Source organism: Methylobacterium pseudosasicola, from assembly GCF_900114535.1.
GTDB lineage: Bacteria > Pseudomonadota > Alphaproteobacteria > Rhizobiales > Beijerinckiaceae > Methylobacterium > Methylobacterium pseudosasicola.
In genome coordinates this window covers 1-17354 of sequence record NZ_FOTK01000006.1, presented here as the reverse complement: position 1 = coordinate 17354, position 17354 = coordinate 1, and the positions used below count along the sequence as shown (strand labels likewise).

Sequence of the window (17354 nt, the reverse complement as noted above, 5' to 3'; positions counted from 1 at the left end):
AGGTTAAGGTGGACCTCAGGGTGCGATCCGGGCTCGATTGAGGTTGTCGATGCGACCGATATCGTGAGGACCGCGATCGTGATCGAGCGCCGCCAAACCGCCCGCCGCCGCGTCTGCCTCGGTGGACGCGTCCGGATTGCCGCCTTCCTGCCGGAGATCGACTGCGTCGTCCGCGACGTCTCGCTCGGCGGCGCCCGGATCGGCGTCCCGGTCGAGGCCACGCTGCCGGATTGCTTCGACCTGTTCATCCCCTGCCGCAACGAGACCCGGCGGGCCTTCGTGGCGTGGCGGGCGGGTGCGATGGTCGGCATCGGCTTCGCGGAGACGCGGGCGGCGTCCGAGCCGGAGGCGCTGGTCCGTCGCCTCGCCGACAGCGAGGCCAAGGTCGCGCGTCTGCGCGCCGCGCTGCTCGGGGGAAACGACCGGGGGCTCGCCGGCGTTCACTGACGGGACAGCGCCGATGGCGGACGCTCGCCCCATGTCGCGGCGATTCGGGGCCGCGGCCCCAAGTCAGCGAAACGGCGAGGCTCATGGCGGACGACACCCGGCTCTCACGACGTACCCTCTTGGCCGCGGGGGGCGCCCTGGCCGGCGCCGGCCTCGGCGGTGCGGCCCAGGCGGCGCAGCCCGGTCCGGCGGTCCCGGCCGATACCGGCGCGGTCCAGGGCGGGCGCGTGATGTTTCCGAACTGGCGCGGCCAGGCCGACCGTCCGCCGGCCCCGAGCCCGGCGCCCCAGCCCCCAAGCCAGCGCGTCGGCTACTGCGTGGTCGGCCTCGGGCGGCTGAGCCTCGACGAGATCCTTCCGGCCTTCGGAGCGGCCAAGCGCTCGCGGCTCGCCGCGGTGATGTCGGGAACGCCCGACAAGGCCAAGCTCGTGGCCCGGCAATACGGGCTGCCGGAGGATGCCGTCTACGGCTACGACGAGTGGGACCGGCTCAAGGCCAATCCCGCGGTCCAGGCGGTCTACATCGTCACCCCCAACAGCGTGCATCGGGACAACGTCCTGGCCGCGGCGGCGGCGGGCAAGCAGGTGCTGTGCGAGAAGCCGATGGCGGTGGCGTCGCAAGAGTGCCGCGACATGATCGCGGCCTGCAACCAGGCCAACGTCAAGCTGATGATCGCCTATCGTTGCCAGTACGAGCCGCATAACCGCGCGGTGATCAAGCTCGCCCGCTCGGGCGAGTTCGGGCGCCCGCGGATGATCCAGGCGTTCAACGGCCAGACCACCGGGCTGCCGGAGCAGTGGCGTCTCAAGAAGGCGCTGGCGGGCGGCGGCTCCCTGCCGGATATCGGGCTCTACTGCCTCAACACCACCCGGGCGGTGCTCGGCGAGGAGCCGGACCTGATCCAGGCCCAGATCTACTCGCCGCCGGACGATCCGAAGTTCCGCGAGGTCGAGGAGACCGTGAGCTTCACGATGCACTTCCCCTCCGGCGTGATCGCGCAATGCACGTCGAGCTACGGCGTTTACGAGGCGCGCAGCCTGACGCTGCATACCGGCAACGCCGCGGTCGATCTGCAGAACGCCTTCGCGTATGAGGGCCAGCGCCTGTTCATCTCTCATCGCGACGGCAAGTCCGGTGCCCGCGACGAGAAGGTTCTGAGCCCGAAGAACCAGTTCGCCCTGGAGATGGATCACTTCTCCCGGTGCATCCAAGAGAACCTGCGCCCTCGCACCCCCGGCGAGGAGGGGCTCCAGGACCAGGTGCTGATGGAGGCGATCTACGAATCCGCCCGCACCGGCGCCCCGGTCAAGGTCGGTCCCCCCACGGGCGCCGGCACAGGTCTCGACGTGACCCGGGGACCGGAGCCTGAGGAGCCGAGTTGAGGCTCCTCAGGCCACGCGCTTGCGCGGGAGGCTCTTCTTTTTCAGGCCCGGAGGCCTCGGCGCCACGTCGGAGGGGCGCCGGTCGAGGGCGAGGTGGAAGAAGAGCGCCTTATCGATGTCGACGTGGTTCAATCGGAAGCTCCAGATCTCCCGAACACCCTCCGTCAGCGTTTTCGGCAGAGACGCGAGGTCATCGAGAGCTTGCTTCGACGTGTTGAAGTAGAACAGATTGTCCCGGTTGATCCGATCGGCAAAGCCATTCTGACGGACTGCCTCTGCGAATCTGAGGACTGACAGAGGGCCGTAAACCTGTACGTTGGGGCTCGCGATCCCCAACATCCACGTGTCGTACGACGATCGCTTGAACCACATCGCGGCGGCGACAGGCAATCCGGCCTCCTCCAGCGCTGCAACGAACCGGCGGCCGACCTCGATATCCTCGTCTACCAGTGACGTCTTATCCATGGCATCACACCGGAGCGCCGCCGCACGACGGCATCGGGCATATCCGATGCCTCCTCGTCTGACCATTCGGCGTACCGGGACTCGATCGTCCACTTTGCCACGATATCCCAGGCATCGAGAAACGACGGGTCGCGCTTCTCATCGATCTGCCGTTGATCGCGCAGATCGGCGAGGATCACGAGCTTCGACAAATCGTGCGTGTGGATGTCGTTGACGAATTGCCGGAGCGGCCATGTCCCGCTCCGGAACGATCGCGCGATCCGCGCCTTGAGGGCGCATTCGACGGCCAGCCCGGCCAGGTAATAGGCGGCGCTGGAGTGTCCGGCCGCAGCAAGGGTCTGTGCGGCGCGGAGATGGTCCTCGGATCGCCCCTTCCAAGCCTGCCAGTTCATGCCGTGCCCGAATCGCCGCCTCAGAACGGCAGCAGGATATCCACGATCTGCTGCCCGTAGCGGGGCTGCTGCACGTCGGTGATCTGGCCGCGGCCGCCATAGGCGATGCGGGCCTGGGCGATCTTGGTCGAGTCGATGGTGTTGTCCGATTCGATGTCCTCGGGCCGGACCACGCCGGCCACCACCATCTCGCGGACCTCGAAGTTCACCCGGATCTCCTGCTTGCCCTCGACCACGAGGTTGCCGTTGGGCAGGACCTGGGTGACCACCGCGGCGACGTTCGTGGTCACGGTCTCTGCCCGTTGGACCGAGCCGGCGCCGTCATTGGCGGTGGCCGAGGTCGCCGACAGGAGCGCGGTGCTGCCGACGCCGAAGGACTTGCCGACGGCGTTGTTCTCCAGCCCCAGGGCGTTCGGCAGGCCGAAACTCTCGGTGTTGGCCCGGGACCGCTTGGTCTCGTTGCTGATGTTGGCCTGGTCGGTGACGTTGACCTTCACGGTCAGCAGGTCGCCCAGCCGGGCCGCGCGCTGGTCCTTGAAGAACGCCCGGGAGCCGGTGCGCCAGAGGGAGTTCGGCGCGTAGGAGACCGGCTGCACGTCGGGCATCGGCATCCGCACCGGCTTGTAGCCGGGCTGCGTCGTGGGATCCTCGATGGCCGACAGAGCCGGCGTGGCGCCGACCTGGGACAGCCGGTCGGCGGTGTTGCAGGCGCCAAGCGCGCCGGCGATCAGCGCGGCGGCGAGCGGGTTCAGGACAAGGCGACTGGCCATCGGGGAAACTCGTTCACGCATCGAGAAAGGCGATCAGCGCAGGGACGCCGTCGCCTGGACTTGCGGGGCTGCGGCAGCCTGTTGGGCGACCGGGCCGGGGCCGACAGAGACGCGGCCGGGGCCGATCACGGTCGCCTGGAGCACCTTCTTCGAGGCAACGTTCACGACGTTGACGACGGCGCCCATGCGGCCGGCCTCGTTGGCGAGGCCGCGCATCGACAGGCTGACGCTGGCGGTCTCGTACACGATGGTCACGCTCTCGCCCCGGGCGACGAGCTCCGGCAGAGCGGTATCAGAGACCCGCAGCACCGAGCCAGCCGGGAGCGCGTGCTGGGCGACTTCGCCCACCACCGTACTGGCGCCGGCCTGCGCGTCGCTCGCCACGGCCTCGCGGGGGCGGCGCTCGACAACGAGGTCGCTTTCGCGCACCGGGTCGCCGCGGTTGAGGGCCCGGGTCAGCACCGCCACCTCACGCAGCTCGATCACGACACCCGAGACCCGCAGCGACGCCTGCCGCTCGCCGAGGCTCACGAGGCCCGAGACCCGGCGCGAGCGCGGATCGTAGGTCAGGTCGAGGGCGGCGGCCTGGCCGGCGAGGTCCACGGGCGCCAGCAGGGTCGGGCCGTCGCCGTCGAAGCGGACGGCCACGTTGCGCGGGTCGAGGCCGTAGCCCGATTCCAGGCCGCGCTTGAGCGCCGCCTCGAGTTCCGGCGGCCCCAGGCGCCGGGCGGCGCGCTGCACGGCGATCTGCATCCGGCCGCCGGTCTCGATGCCGGTGAGGCCCAGGGCGGCGGCGGCCTCGACGATGCGGCGGGTCTGGATCGTCCCGGTGGCGCCCAAAGCCGGCGAGCGGAACAGCGGGCGGGCGGCGAGGAAGTCCGGCGCGCCCTCGACGAGGTCGGCGAGCGCCAGGACGTCGCCCCGCGCGGTCACATCGCCGCGCAGCCGCGGCTGCGTCTTCTGCGTCTCGCTTGGCTGCATCCCGGGCTCGGCCATGGCGGGGATCGCCAGCGCGCCGATGGCCGCGAAGGTCATGAAGGCGAGCGCCGCGCGCAGCAGCACCGCGGCGCCGGGGGTGGGCACCCGCGGGCGGGCACGGCGCACGATCGGGCTGAGGTCGCTCTCGTCCGACGCCGTGCTGACGAGCGGAAGATCGGCGAGAGCGGAGTCGGGATGGAAGCCAGCATACATGAGCGGAGACCTGAAGTGAGGGCAGGACGCGCGGTCAGCTGCGGAACATCTGCGAGGTGGTGGAGAGCATCTGGTCGGCGGCGGTGACGACCTTCGAGTTCATCTCGTAGGCGCGCTGCGCGGCGATCAGCGACGAGATCTCGGTGACGGCGTTGACGTTCGCTTCTTCCAAGTAGCTCTGCTGAAGGTTACCGAACCCTTCCGCCCCCGGCAGGCCGCTGATCGCCGGCCCGGAGGCCGCGGTCTCGATGAACAGGTTGTCGCCGATCGATTCGAGGCCGACCTTGTTGACGAAGCGCGAGAGCTGGAATTGGCCCAGAGCCTGTGGCGCGGTCTGCCCAGGCAGCGTCGCCTGGACGGCGCCGGTGGCGCTGATCGTCACGGCCGTCGCCGTCTGCGGCACGGTGATCGCCGGATCGAGCAGGTAGCCGTCGCGGGTGACGAGCTGGCCGGTGGCCGACAGGTCGAAGGAGCCGTCCCGGGAATAGGCGGTGCGGCCGTCCGGCATCGTCACCCGGAAGAAGCCCTCGCCCCGGACGGCGACGTCGTAATCCTTCTCGGTCGAGCTCAGCGTGCCCTGCGACATGACGCGGGCCGTGGAGGTCGTCTTTACGCCTGAGCCGAGGGCGAGGCCGGCGGGCAGCTGAGTGTTCTGCTCGGAGGTCGAGGAGCCGGCCCGGCGCAGGTTCTGGTAGAGCAGATCCTGGAAGTGCACCTGCTGGCGCTTGTAGCCGGTGGTCCGAAGGTTCGCGATGTTGTTGGAGATGACCTGGACGTTGAGTTCCTGGGCCGCCATGCCGGTGGCGGCTGAATAGAGGGCGCGCATCGGTCAGGCCCCCTTACGCGACGTCGGCGAGGCGGCGGATCGCCGTGCCCCGCAGGTCGTCGAGGCGGGTGATCATGCTCGACACCATGGCGTAGGAGCGGTTCACGTCCATCAGCCGGGTCATCTCGATGACGGGCCGCACGTTCGAGCGCTCGAGCGCGCCGGATTCCACGCGGCCGTCGATCCCGGCCGGGCGCGCCGGCTCCGGGGAGGCGTAGAGGTTGCCGCCCTCGTTGGTGAGCCGCTGCGGGTTGGCGAAGGTGACGAGCTTGATCTTGCCGCGGATGCCGAGATTGGTCGACACGGTGCCGTCGGTCCCGATCGTCAGGCCGGTCTCCTGCGGGTTGATGGTGATCGGCCCGCCGTCGCCCGCCACCTTGTAGCCGTCGCTGGTGACGAGGGCTCCGGTCTGGTCGACCTCGAAGGCGCCGTTGCGGGTGTAGCGCTCGCCCTGCGGCGACTGGACCGCGATGAAAGCCGAGCCTTTGACGGCGACGTTGAGCGGGTTGCCGGTCTGCTCGATCGGCCCCTGCCCCAGGTCGAGGGTGGTGCCCTGGTCGATGACGTAGGACAGCCGTCGGTCGGGCCGGGCGAAGGAATCCGCGCTCGCCACCGGCATTAGGTATTCCTGGAAGCGCGTGCTCCGGCCCTTGAAGCCGGTGGTCGACACGTTCGCCATGTTGTTGGAGATCACGTCCAGCTCGCGCTGGAGCGCCATCTGGCTCGACACGCCGACGAAGAGGGCATTCTGCATCGTGGACTCTGACACTCGCGTGCCGCGGTGGCGGCAACGATCCATTCAGCATCCGCTGTGCCAACACCTGAAAAACCGATTTTGCTTGCAAATGTAAGGATTTACGCAGGCATCCGGTAACCTGCCCGATGGGTCGGGCCTGCGCCGCGGCAATCCTGGCCCGGCAGGATTTGCCCCCTTAACGACACGTTAACCGTAATGCTTCGATATCCGAGCGTACCCGGCACGCGGATATCCGCGATAGAGCATTATTTCCCATGGCCAAGAAGCCCCAGAAGGCCGCCGTAGATGGCGAGGCCGGTGCCGACGCCGCCCCCAAGAGCAAGAAGATGCTCTTCATCATCATCGGGGCCGTCGCTCTGCTGGTGGTGGTCGGCGGTGGCGGGGCCTTCATGATGATGGGCCAAGGCGGCAACGCCGAAGGCAAGGCGGCGGCTGCCGGGGGCGGCGGGCATGGGGGTGGTCACGGCGGCGGCGGGCACGGGGAGGCCGCCAAGGGCGTCGGCCCCGACGGCAAGAAGCCGATCGTGTTCGTCGAGCTGCGCGAGATGCTGCTGAACCTCAGCCCCGACATGCCCCAGGAGAAGGCCAAATACGCCAAGCTGCGGCTCGCCCTGGAGCTCAAGGATGCCGGGGTCGAGGAGGAGGTGAAGCCCCTGATGCCGCGCATCGAGGACACCCTCCAGGTCTACATGCGCGAGCTGCGCGTCAGCGACCTCACCGGCTCGGTCGGTCTCTACCGGCTGCGCGAGGAGCTGCTGCGGCGGGTCAACGTCGCCGTCTACCCCGCCAAGGTCGAGGCGGTGCTGTTCAAGGACGTGATCGTCCAGTGAGCCAGCCGATGACCCTGTCGGTCGCCACCAACCAGGCCTTGAGCGGACGCGCCTGATGGAACCCGAGGACGAACTCCCCGAAGACGATTGGTCGGCCGCCCTTCTGGAGCAGGGCGCCGAGGGCGGCGACACGTCGCTCGCCGAGGAATGGGGCGCGGCGCTCGCCGAGCAGGGCACCACGCGCAACGCCGGAGACGTCGCCGCCGAATGGGCGACGATGATCGAGGACGGGGAGAGCGACAACCTCCCCGAGCTCGCCGGCAACGACCGGGTGCTGAACCAGGACGAGATCGACGGCGTCCTCGGCTTCTCCATGCGCGAGCTCTCGGCCTCAGGGGCCGGGGGCGTTCAGGCCATCGTCGATTCGGGCGTCGTCCAGTACGAACGCCTGCCGATGCTGGAGATCGTCTTCGACCGGATGATCCGGTTGCTGTCGACCTCCCTGCGCAACCTGTTCCAGGACAACGTCGAGGTGACACTGGACAACATCACCTCGGTGCGGTTCGGCGACTACCTCAACGCGATCCCGCTGCCGACTCTGCTAGGCGTTTTTCGCGCCGAGCAGTGGGAGAATTCGGGCCTCGTCACGGTCGATTCCAACCTCGCCTACGCGACCTTCGACCTCCTGCTCGGGGGCAAGCGCGGCGGCTCGTCGAGCCGCCTCGACGGACGGCCGTTCACGTCGATCGAGATGACGCTGGTGCGCCGGCTCGTGGAGATCATCCTGGGCGACCTGGAACAGTCGTTCCAGCCGCTCTCGCCGGTGACCTTCGACATCGACCGGATCGAGACCAACCCGCGCTTCGCCACCATCACCCGGCCCGGCAACGCCGCGATCCTGATCAGCCTGCGCCTCGACGTCGATGGGCGCGGCGGCATGCTGCAGATCCTGTTCCCCTACGCGACCATCGAGCCGATCCGGGAGCTGCTGACCCAGAGCTTCATGGGCGAGAAGCTCGGCCGCGACCACGTCTGGGAGGGCCATCTCGCCACCGAGATCTGGCAGGCCGATGTGACCATGCAGGCGGTGCTGCACGAGATGATGCTGCCGCTCAAGCAGGTGATGCGCCTCAAGGTCGGCGACACCCTGATGTTCGACGCCAAGCCCTCCGACCTGATCGCCGTGCGCTGCGGCGACTGGGCCCTGACCCAGGGACGGATCGGCCAGGTCGACGGCAACATCGCCGTCCAGGTCACGCGGCCCCTGCGCCGCTCGCGCACGACCATCCAGGCCTACGAGGCCTCGATGAACAGCCATTCCGATGTTTAGCGTGCGGGCCCGATCATGAGTCTCTTCGTCACGCTCGCCGCCGACATCCTGGTCGCGGTCCTGCTCGCGGCCACCATCGTCACGTGCCTGCGCCTGTCGCGCCGGATCAGCCAGCTCAAGGGTGACGAGGCGGCGCTGCGCCAGACCATCGGCGACCTGATGGTCGCCACCGGCACGGCCGAGCGCGCCATCGCGGGGCTGCGCTCGGCGATCGACGACGGCGACCGCACCCTCACCAACCGGATCGAGGCCGCCACCGCCCGCTCCGCCGAGCTGGCCGCGCAGGTCGAGGCCGGGGAAACCGTGGTGATGCGCATCGGCGCGATCGTCGCGCAGATGCGGGCCGTGCCGGTCCGGGCCGAGCCGCCGCCGGCCCCGCCGCCCGCGCCCGAGATGCCCGCCGCCCGCCCCGAGCCCGCGAGCCCGAACGGTGAACGCCTCGGCGCTGCCGCCGCGGCCGCCCTGGCGATGAGCGAGCGCGCCCTGGCCCGTGTGCGGGCGCGCGCCGCGTGACCGGCGTCCCGGCTCCAAAGATTCCGAAGGCGCCCAAGCCCGTCCCGAAGGCGCCGCGCCCGGCCGCCACGGCCCTGCGCCGCTCGCGTCTGACGCCTGTGCGGCCGATGCGGCTGCGCCTGATCGATGCCGTGGCGATCGCCGCCGGCGGCCTGCTGCTGCTCAAGCTGCTGACCCTGCTGCAGGTCGGCCTGCCGGGCGCCGGAACCCTGCCCGAATACGGCCGGGCGGTGGCCCGGGCGCGCACCGGCTACGAGCCGCCCGATCCCGTCACCACCGGCTCGGTCGGCGCCAAGGAGGAGGCCCCCGCAGCGCCGGCTGAAAAACCGCCGGACATGCCCGCCCCCGAGCCAGCCAAGGCGGCATCCGGTTCCCCGACCGAGCGCGCGCTCCTGGAAAAGCTCGGCGCCCGGCGCGACGCGCTGCGCCAGAAGAACGAGGAGCTGGAGCTGCGCGAGAAAATGCTCAACGAGGCCGAGCGCAAGCTCGAGACCGGGCTGGGCGACCTCAAGCAGGCGGAGGAGAAGGTCGATTTGGCTGCCAAGGCCCGCGAGGAGGCCGAGAAGCAGGGCCTGAAGAACATCGTCACGATGTACGAGTCGATGAAGCCGAAGGATGCCGCCCGGGTGTTCGATCGCCTCGGCCAAGACGTGCTGGTGCCGATCGTCCTGGCCATGAACCCGCGCAAGATGTCCGAGATCCTGGCGGTGATGCAGCCCGATACGGCCGAGCGTCTGACCGTGACCCTCGCCAACCGCGCCCGCGGCGTCGGCGGCGCCCAGGCACAGGCCGGTGCGGGCCTGCCGGCAAACGAATTGCCGGCGATCGATCCTGGGGCGCCGCTGCCGCGGTAGGCGAAAGATCGACGGCTGTGTGAGACGTTCAGAACCATCGTCGAGCCCTCACAACGGTCAGGTCATCACGAGGGTCGGGTTTCCAACTTTCCGGTCCGACCACAAACACGGCCCCACGTTCTGATGGACAAAATCATCCGCTGGCGCCGGATGGACTCCTTCCGCATGGATTGGGCAGGATATTCTATGTTGTATCCTTGGCCTGATTATAGTAATATATATATCGCTGATTGAAATTAAGTATATAGGTCGAGTCGTAATGTCGTTCAAAACATTACTCTTGTCCGGCATGGCAGTCATCGGCAATAAGCTGTTCAACAGTCTTGCTGTTCAAAAAATTCTATTTAACGCTATCCGTCTCAATAGAAGGGAAGTTCAACACCTCGTGTCGAACCCTGATGCCGCATTTCTTGCGTATTGCCTGGCGCGCAGGACGCGATCGAAATCGCAGATCCTGCAGGATCTCTGGGTCTGTTTCGAGCTTGGCGAGAAAACGAACGGCTACTTCGTCGAGTTCGGGGCGACCAACGGCAGCAAGAACAGCAACACGTGGCTGCTGGAAAAAACACTTGGGTGGAAAGGCATTCTCGCGGAGCCGAATCCGATCTGGCACGCTGCGTTGGCGGCTGAGCGGAGCGCTGCGATCGAACACAGATGCGTCTCGTCGCGGTCGCACGAGACGGTCACTTTCCTCGCGACCAACGATACGGACCCGGAATTGAGCGGTATCGCCCGCCATGCCGATGCCGACCATTTCGCCGAAACGCGCAGCCGGGGTCAACGGATCGAGATCGAGACGATATCGCTGGATGACCTACTGGATGCGTATTCGGCTCCAAACTGCATCGACTATCTGTCGATCGACACGGAGGGCAGCGAACTCGACATCCTGTCCGCTTACAGCTTCAGCCGCACATTCAACGTGATCTCTGTGGAGAACAACCCAAAGAACGAGGCGGCCATCGACGAACTCCTCGCATTAAAGGGCTATGTCAGGGTGTTTCGCCAGTTCTCTCAGTGGGATAGCTGGTACGTATCTGGGTCGCTGAGGGCTGGGCTTGAGGTGGTCGTCGCAGCTCCGGACGCGTAGTCGTCTGTTCTGCAGGCCGTCGGCCATGCATGTCCGGAGAGCCGCTGCCTGATCTGGCAAGGGGCAAGTCCTTTGGGTCCGTTTCCACCCTGTTTCCACGACTGGCTATGGTCTGACCCGGGACGCCGCAGGCCGAGTGTTGCCAAGACGCGCGATGCGAATCAGGCCAAGCGCTATCTCGTCCTCGACCTCAATCTGAGCCGCCGTTCAGTGAAACGACGCGCGCGTCTGGGCGACGCGTGGGCTACACCGCGATTTGTTCGATCCCGGCGATGACCTCTTCCAAGCCGGGGCGCTCCTCCGGATTGGCCTGGAGGCAGGCCTCGGCCAGGGGCCGCAGCCCGTAAGGCGCCACGTGGCACCGGTCGACCAGTTCGTTCATCAGGATCCCGACCGCACGCACCTCGACCCGCCTCAGCGCGGCGCCCTCTGCTCCGGCGGCTAACGCCGAGGCGGCACCGAAATCGCTGAGCACGGCCGCGCCGGTTTCGGCATCCCACAGCGTGTTGTGGGCGTAGACATCGCCGTGGATCAGGCCGCGCCCGTGCAGGTGGGCCACGGCCTCCGCCACGGCGCTGGCGATCTTCAAGGCCTTCTCGGTATTGAGGCGCAGGGCCGGATCGTAAACATCGCGGCTGCAACTCGCGAGGCTCGGCGGGCCGGCCAGCACGCGCCACTGCGCCGGCAGCAGCCGTAGCAGCAGCCCCTGCGCACCGTCGGGATGGTCGACGAGCCGGCCGAGAGCACCGGTGAGCGCCGCATGGGTGCCGGCAGCGAGGCAGGCCTCCATCTCGCGCTCCGGCAGGCCGTCGCTGGTCATGGCGCCCTTGAACAGCTTGAGCGCCACCGCCTGCGGGCCGAACGGATCGTGCCAGACTGTGCGATAGACCCGGCCCGAGGCCCCCTCCCCGAGCAGGTCGCCGATCTCCAGCGCCGCCCAGGGCACGGGTGTCGATGGATTGGGCTCCGTGATGGGCTCGGCGGGATTGCCCGCATAGGAGATCCAGGCGAGGCGCGGCAGGCGCGCCAGCCAGGGCGGCAGGGTATCGAGCCGGTTGCAGGACAGGCGGATCAGCTCGAGGTTGTCCGCAGCCGCGAGGCTCGCGGGCAGACGCGCGATCCGATTGCCCGCCAGCATCAGCTTCTGCAGCAGGGGCCGCTCGCCAAGGGCGTCCGGCAGGGTCTCGATGGCGTTATCGGTGAGGGTGAGCCAGCGCAGGTCGCGCGGCAGCGCCTCCGCCGGCACCTCTCGGATTCCGCAGCCGCGGAAGCCCAGCTGGCTAAGCGTCGGGCAATCGCCCAGAACCGGCGGCAGGCGCTCGAACCGGTTGCCGGAGGCGAACAGGACCCGCAGGTGGTTCAGGCGGCCGAGATCGTCCGGTAGGTCGGTGAAGCCGCCCCGGCCGAGATCCAGCACCTCCAGGGTGTCGGCGAGGCCAAAAATCTCGCGGGGAAATTCGGAAAGCCCATCGGGCAGCCGCAGCTCCCGGGCGCCCGCAAGAGCGCCGCGCCGCAGGGCGGCGAGGGTTTCAGTTCGGTCCAAAGTGTCAGCCCCGCTTGAAGAAGGCGTCGGCCGCGCCCTGCGCCGCCTGCTTCGCCGCCCGCGCCGCCTCGATCCGGGCGATCTCCTCCCGCAGCAGCGCGATGCGCGCGTCGAGGTCGGAGAGCGAGAGCGTGTCGAGGGTCTGCCCGATCTCGTGGGCCACGGCCTCGCGCGGCCGGTCGTCGTCGTCTCGCATGATGCGGCTCCCTACAGGAATACGCGACCGGCGCCGTCCCAGGGGAGCCCGAGATGGGCCGCCAGGGTGGCGCCGATATCGGCGAACGTGTCCCGCCGGCCGATCGCCCGAGGGACGATTCCGGGGCCGAAGGCCAGGACCGGCACCTGCTCACGGGTATGGTCGGTCCCGGTCCAGGTCGGGTCGTTGCCGTGGTCGGCGGTGATGACCGCGAGGTCGCCGGCCTTCAGCGCCGCCAGGATCTCGGGGATGCGGGCGTCGAACGCCTCCAGCTCGGCGGCGTAGCCCGGCACGTCCCGGCGATGGCCGTGCTCCGTGTCGAAATCCACCAGGTTGACGAAGATCAGGCCGCCGTCGGGCAGGTCGGCCAGGGCGTCGAGCCCAGCCTGCAGGCAGGCGGCGTTGGCGCCGGGCTTGATCTCGCGGCCGGTGGCGCGGTGGGCGAAGATGTCGCCGATCTTGCCGACGCTGACCACCGCCCGCCCCGCGGCTTCGGCCCGGTCGAGCAGCGTGAGGCCGGGGGGCTCTACGGCAAAGTCCTTGCGGTTGCCGGTGCGGCGGAAACCCGTGTCCACCGAGCCCACGAACGGCCGGGCGATCACCCGGCAGACCCGGTAGGGATCGCACAGGCGGCGCGCCAGCCGGCACAGCGCGTAGAGCCGCTCCAGCCCGAACGCCTCCTCGTGGGCGGCGATCTGGAAGACGCTGTCGGCCGAGGTGTAGCAGATCGGCTTCGCCGTCCGGACATGCTCGGTGCCGAGTTCGTCGATGATGGCGACGCCCGGCGCGTGCCGGTCCCCCAGGATACCGGGCAGGCCGCCCTCGGCGATCAGGGCCTCGACCAGGGCCGACGGGAAGGCCGGCCGCGTGTCCGGAAAATGGCCCCAGGGTTCGGGCAGCGGCAGGCCGGTGATCTCCCAATGGCCCGAAGGCGTGTCCTTGCCGGCGGCCGTCTCGACAGCGTGGCCGTAGGCGCCGCGCGGATTCCCCTGCGGCGCGAGGTTCGGCGGGATCCGGCCGGAGGCCCCGGCGGCGGCGAGGCCGAGCCCGAGTTCGGCGAGATGGGGCAGACGCAGGAGCCCGCTGCGAAGGCCTTTCCGATCGCCGCGCCCGATCGCGCAGGCCTCGGCGATGTGCCCGAGCGTGTCGGACCCGGCATCGCCATAGGCGGCGGCATCCGGGGCGCCGCCGATGCCGACGGAATCGAGCACAATGAGGAGGGCGCGGGTCACGTCAGGCGGGCTCCAACTCGGCGGCGACATCGCTGTCGAGGGCGAAGGCGGCCTTGAACAGAGCCCGGGTGTAGGGCGTCTGTGGGTCGGAAAAGATCGTCTCGGCGGGGCCTTCCTCGACCACGCGGCCGTTCTGCATCACCACCACGTAGTTCGCGAGCGCCCGGACCACCTTCAGGTCGTGGCTGATGAACAGGTAGGCCAGCCCGCGCGCGCTCTGCAGGTCGCGCAGCAGCGTCACGATCTGCGCTTGCACCGAGCGGTCGAGCGCCGAAGTCGGCTCGTCCAGCACGACGAAGCGGGGGTTGAGCACCATGGCCCGGGCGATGGCGATGCGCTGGCGCTGGCCGCCGGAGAATTCATGCGGGTAGCGGTCCATGGCGGCCGGGTCGAGCCCGACATCGGTGAGCGCCTTGGACACCACCGCCCGGTGCTCCGCCCGGGAGCGCGCCGCGCCCTGCACGATCAGCCCTTCGGCGACGATATCGGCCACCGACATGCGCGGCGAGAGCGAGCCATAGGGGTCCTGGAAGACCACCTGCATGTCCCGGCGAAGCGGCCGCATCTGCGCGACAGTGAGCCCATCGATGGGCTTGCCGAGGAACACGATCGGCCCCTCCGAGGCGGTGAGGCGCAGCAAAGCCAGCCCGAGCGTGGTCTTGCCGGATCCGGATTCGCCAACGACGCCAACGGTTTCGCCGGACCGGACCTTGAGCGAGACCCCGTCCACCGCCTTGACGTAGCCGGTGACGCGCCGGAACGCCCCCGATTTGAGCGGGAACCAGACCTTGAGCGGCCCGGCCTCCACGAGCGGCGGCGCGTCGGCCGGGACCGGGTTGGCCCGGCCCTTCGGCTCCGAGGCGATGAGGCGGCGGGTGTAGTCGTGCTGCGGGTTGGCGAAGACCGACCTAGTCTCGCCGGCCTCGACGATCTTACCCTTCAGCATCACGCAGACCCGGTCGGCGATGCGCTCGACGATGCCGAGATCGTGGGTGATGAACAGCAGCGCCATGCCGAGGCGCTTCTGCAGGTCGGCGAGCAGCGCCAGGATCTGGGCCTGCACCGTCACATCGAGGGCGGTGGTCGGCTCGTCGGCGACCAGCAGGTCCGGTTCGCAGGCGAGCGCCATGGCGATCATCACCCGCTGGCGCTGGCCGCCGGAGAGCTCGTGCGGGTAGGCGCCCATGCGGCGTTCGGCGTCGCGCAGGCCAACCAGTTCCAGGAGCTCGAGAATTCTTTTGCGCGCGGCCTTGCCCGAGAGGCCGCGATGGAGGCCCAGCACCTCGCCGATCTGCCGCTCGATCGTGTGGAGCGGGTTCAGCGATGTCATCGGCTCCTGGAACACCATGGTGATGTCGGCGCCGCGCACGTCGCGCATCTGGCGCTCCGGCAGGCTCATCAAGTCCCTGCCCTGGAACAGGATTTTGCCGCTCTGGCGGGCCGCGCCGTCGAGCAGCCGCAGGATCGCCAGGGCGGTCACCGACTTGCCGGAGCCCGATTCGCCCACCAGCGCCACGGTCTCGCCCCGGCGGATGGTGAAGCCGATCGAATCGACCGCCGCCGTCTCGCCCTCCCGGGAGCGGAAGGCGACGGACAGGCCCTCGACGGACAGGAGCGGCGGGGTTTCGGCCTCGGACATGGCACCCTTATAGCGCGGCCGGGACCCTAGCCTACCCGGCCAGAGATGCGCGATCATGCGCGTGGTCTGCAGCCCGGGGATTCGCCATGCCCGATCACGTCGAAGAATTGGCCGCCCGGATCTGGGAACACTTCGGCGGCCCTTCGCAGGCTGCCCGAACCCTTCGAAATATCGGCACCGGCGCCCTCCCCTCCTGCTTCCGGGCGACTGACCTCGCCGCGGCCTCGATTGCAACCGCCGGCCTGGCGCTCGCGGAGGTTGCTGGCCTCGACGGGCCGATCACGGTGGACCGGCGGCTCGCCTCCGCCTGGTTCGCGACCTCGCTGCGGCCGGACGGCTGGCGGGTTCCGGCCCCCTGGGACCCGGTGGCCGGCGATTACCGGGCCCGGGACGGCTGGATCCGGCTCCACACCAACGCCCCGCACCACCGGGCGGCGGCCGAGCGGGTGCTCGGCGCGCAAGGTGACCGGGCCGGCATGGCGCAGGCCGTGGCCGGCTGGGACAAGGCGGCGCTGGAGGCGGCGATCCTGGCCGAGGGCGGTTGCGCGGCCGAGATGCGCGGGCGCGACGCCTGGGCGGCCCATCCCCAGGGCCGGGCGGTGGCGGACGAACCCCTGGTGGCGTTCACCCCCGTGTCCGACCGGACCGCGTCGCGCTGGCGCCCCCGGCCGGAGCGTCCGCTCATGGGCCTGAAAGTCCTCGACCTGACCCGGGTGCTGGCCGGCCCGGTGGCGACCCGGTTCCTGGCCGGGTTCGGGGCGGACGTGCTGCGGATCGATTCGCCCGACTGGAGCGAGCCGGCCATCGAGCCCGAGGTGACGCTCGGAAAGACCTGTTCCCGCCTCGACCTGCGCCGGCAGGCCGATCGGGCGACCTTCGAGGGTCTGCTGGCGGGGGCGGACGTGCTGGTCCACGGCTACCGCCCCGGCGCCCTCGACGGGCTCGGCTACGGCCCGGAGGCGCGCCGCGCCCTGGCCCCGGGCCTCGTCGACGTGTCGCTCGACGCCTATGGCTGGACCGGCCCCTGGGCCGGACGGCGCGGCTTCGACAGCCTGGTGCAGATGAGCTGCGGCCTCGCCGAGGCCGGCCAGGCCTGGCGCCAGGCCGAAGTGCCGGTGCCGCTCCCGGTCCAGGCCCTCGACCACGCCACCGGCTACCTGATGGCGGCTTCGGTGCTCCAGCTGCTGGCCCGGCGCCTGTCGGACGGCACCGGCGGCCAGGCCCGGCTGTCGCTGGCCCGGACCGCGGACCTCCTGATCGCCGCCGGCCCAGCCGAGCCGGAGCCGGCGCTCGCCCCCGAGACCCCGGAGGATCTGGCCCCGGAGATCGAGGCGACCTCCTGGGGCCTGGCCCGCCGCCTGCGCCCGCCGCTCACGGTAGCCGGGACCGCGATGCGCTGGGACCGGGCCGCGCGCCGGCTGGGGGATGATGCGCCGGCCTGGGCGGGTGAGCCGGGGGTCGGCGCGCGATAGGGCGGAATGCGTGGGCGGAGGTCTAACTTTGGTGTCGGCAGCTTTCGACCCAGGCCGTGTCAAAACGCCGGGAATGGGCTTTGCGCTCGGGTGACCCCCAATCTTGCGAGAATGGGCGTTCCATGGCTTGGAGCGACCTTTTGTGGTCGAGCGACAATCCGTTTGAGTTGAAGGCGCTGTTGGACGGCTTTTCAGTTCCTCAGTGAGCGATCCAAGGCTCTTGCTCAGGCGGGAATGGCTTCTAAGAGCTTCCGGCTTCCCAGGATGTTGAGAACACGCGTCAGATTGTAGGCCAAGACCTGAAGTGCCATCTCGGTCGAGACGCGCGGCAACGTCTTGGTCAGGAAGTGCGTCGCCCCCATCCGCGCCTTCAGCGTGCCAAAGGGGTGCTCGACCGTCTCGCGCCGGACCCGCATGGCCAGCGGATCGCCGTCCAACCGGCGCTGCACGGCCTCCAGCACGTCCTCGTGCTCCCACCGTGTCAC

Annotated in this window: 19 protein-coding genes; 8 read left to right on the top strand and 11 right to left on the bottom strand. The window is 69.3% G+C overall.

What is annotated here, in order from left to right; translation table 11 throughout:
* Window positions 1–63: 63 nt before the first annotated feature.
* Window positions 64–447: a PilZ domain-containing protein gene (locus BM228_RS07815; protein WP_244537063.1), complete on the top strand. Its 384-nt coding sequence runs from the start codon at window positions 64–66 to the stop codon at window positions 445–447.
* 83 nt (window positions 448–530) lie between these two features.
* Window positions 531–1829 carry a Gfo/Idh/MocA family protein gene (locus BM228_RS07810; RefSeq protein WP_092038765.1) on the top strand — a complete coding sequence of 433 codons (1299 nt, stop codon included), beginning with the start codon at window positions 531–533 and terminating at the stop codon, window positions 1827–1829.
* A 6-nt stretch (window positions 1830–1835) separates the two neighbouring features.
* On the opposite strand, the gene BM228_RS07805 is transcribed toward BM228_RS07810, so the two are convergent.
* Genes BM228_RS07805 through flgF form a run of 6 tightly spaced genes read right to left on the bottom strand, consistent with a single transcriptional unit; the run spans window position 1836 to window position 6227 of the window.
* On the bottom strand, window positions 1836–2294 hold the full coding sequence (locus tag BM228_RS07805) for a hypothetical protein (protein ID WP_092038763.1): 459 nt from the start codon (window positions 2292–2294) through the stop codon (window positions 1836–1838).
* The gene (locus BM228_RS07800) at window positions 2273–2686 is read right to left on the bottom strand and encodes a HEPN domain-containing protein (RefSeq protein WP_092038762.1); all 414 of its coding nucleotides are present in this window, start codon (window positions 2684–2686) and stop codon (window positions 2273–2275) included. The genes BM228_RS07805 and BM228_RS07800 overlap by 22 nt, the downstream gene beginning before the upstream one ends.
* A gap of 20 nt (window positions 2687–2706) precedes the next feature.
* Window positions 2707–3456 carry a flagellar basal body L-ring protein FlgH gene (gene flgH / locus BM228_RS07795; protein ID WP_050735218.1) on the bottom strand — a complete coding sequence of 250 codons (750 nt, stop codon included), beginning with the start codon at window positions 3454–3456 and terminating at the stop codon, window positions 2707–2709.
* 33 nt (window positions 3457–3489) lie between these two features.
* Complete coding sequence (gene flgA / locus BM228_RS07790; RefSeq protein ID WP_092038760.1) at window positions 3490–4647, bottom strand: flagellar basal body P-ring formation chaperone FlgA; 1158 nt, start codon at window positions 4645–4647, stop codon at window positions 3490–3492.
* Window positions 4648–4681: 34 nt separating this feature from the next.
* Window positions 4682–5473, bottom strand: coding sequence for a flagellar basal-body rod protein FlgG (flgG, locus tag BM228_RS07785; RefSeq protein WP_092038758.1), 792 nt, complete (start codon window positions 5471–5473; stop codon window positions 4682–4684).
* A 13-nt stretch (window positions 5474–5486) separates the two neighbouring features.
* Window positions 5487–6227, bottom strand: coding sequence for a flagellar basal-body rod protein FlgF (flgF, locus tag BM228_RS07780; protein ID WP_092038756.1), 741 nt, complete (start codon window positions 6225–6227; stop codon window positions 5487–5489).
* Between the two features lie 257 nt (window positions 6228–6484).
* On the opposite strand from flgF, the gene fliL reads away from it, so the two are divergent.
* The 5 genes from fliL (at window position 6485) to BM228_RS07755 (ending at window position 10787) form a co-directional block, all read left to right on the top strand.
* On the top strand, window positions 6485–7060 hold the full coding sequence (fliL, locus tag BM228_RS07775; RefSeq protein WP_092038754.1) for a flagellar basal body-associated protein FliL: 576 nt from the start codon (window positions 6485–6487) through the stop codon (window positions 7058–7060).
* Between the two features lie 55 nt (window positions 7061–7115).
* The gene (gene fliM / locus BM228_RS07770) at window positions 7116–8330 is read left to right on the top strand and encodes a flagellar motor switch protein FliM (protein ID WP_409566926.1); all 1215 of its coding nucleotides are present in this window, start codon (window positions 7116–7118) and stop codon (window positions 8328–8330) included.
* A 15-nt stretch (window positions 8331–8345) separates the two neighbouring features.
* The gene (locus tag BM228_RS07765) at window positions 8346–8843 is read left to right on the top strand and encodes a DUF6468 domain-containing protein (RefSeq protein ID WP_092038750.1); all 498 of its coding nucleotides are present in this window, start codon (window positions 8346–8348) and stop codon (window positions 8841–8843) included.
* Window positions 8840–9697: a MotE family protein gene (locus BM228_RS07760; RefSeq protein WP_208612000.1), complete on the top strand. Its 858-nt coding sequence runs from the start codon at window positions 8840–8842 to the stop codon at window positions 9695–9697. The genes BM228_RS07765 and BM228_RS07760 overlap by 4 nt, the downstream gene beginning before the upstream one ends.
* 259 nt (window positions 9698–9956) lie before the next feature.
* Window positions 9957–10787: an FkbM family methyltransferase gene (locus tag BM228_RS07755; RefSeq protein WP_092038748.1), complete on the top strand. Its 831-nt coding sequence runs from the start codon at window positions 9957–9959 to the stop codon at window positions 10785–10787.
* Window positions 10788–11031: 244 nt separating this feature from the next.
* On the opposite strand, the gene BM228_RS07750 is transcribed toward BM228_RS07755, so the two are convergent.
* From BM228_RS07750 to BM228_RS07735, 4 genes are read right to left on the bottom strand one after another with little or no spacing between them, the layout of a single operon-like run.
* Window positions 11032–12330, bottom strand: coding sequence for a leucine-rich repeat-containing protein kinase family protein (locus tag BM228_RS07750; protein ID WP_092038746.1), 1299 nt, complete (start codon window positions 12328–12330; stop codon window positions 11032–11034).
* Window positions 12331–12334: 4 nt separating this feature from the next.
* Window positions 12335–12526 (bottom strand): DUF1192 domain-containing protein, encoded by a 192-nt coding sequence (locus BM228_RS07745; protein WP_092038744.1) that lies wholly within the window; start codon window positions 12524–12526, stop codon window positions 12335–12337.
* A gap of 11 nt (window positions 12527–12537) precedes the next feature.
* Complete coding sequence (locus tag BM228_RS07740; RefSeq protein ID WP_092038743.1) at window positions 12538–13758, bottom strand: phosphopentomutase; 1221 nt, start codon at window positions 13756–13758, stop codon at window positions 12538–12540.
* 1 nt (window position 13759) lies between these two features.
* Complete coding sequence (locus BM228_RS07735; protein ID WP_092038741.1) at window positions 13760–15397, bottom strand: ABC transporter ATP-binding protein; 1638 nt, start codon at window positions 15395–15397, stop codon at window positions 13760–13762.
* Between the two features lie 86 nt (window positions 15398–15483).
* Here BM228_RS07735 and BM228_RS07730 point away from each other — a divergent pair, with 86 nt between their 5' ends.
* Complete coding sequence (locus BM228_RS07730) at window positions 15484–16869, top strand: CoA transferase (RefSeq protein WP_092038739.1); 1386 nt, start codon at window positions 15484–15486, stop codon at window positions 16867–16869.
* A gap of 224 nt (window positions 16870–17093) precedes the next feature.
* On the opposite strand, the gene BM228_RS07725 is transcribed toward BM228_RS07730, so the two are convergent.
* Window positions 17094–17354: transposase (locus BM228_RS07725; RefSeq protein ID WP_139234065.1), on the bottom strand; the 261-nt coding region annotated here is incomplete at its 5' end.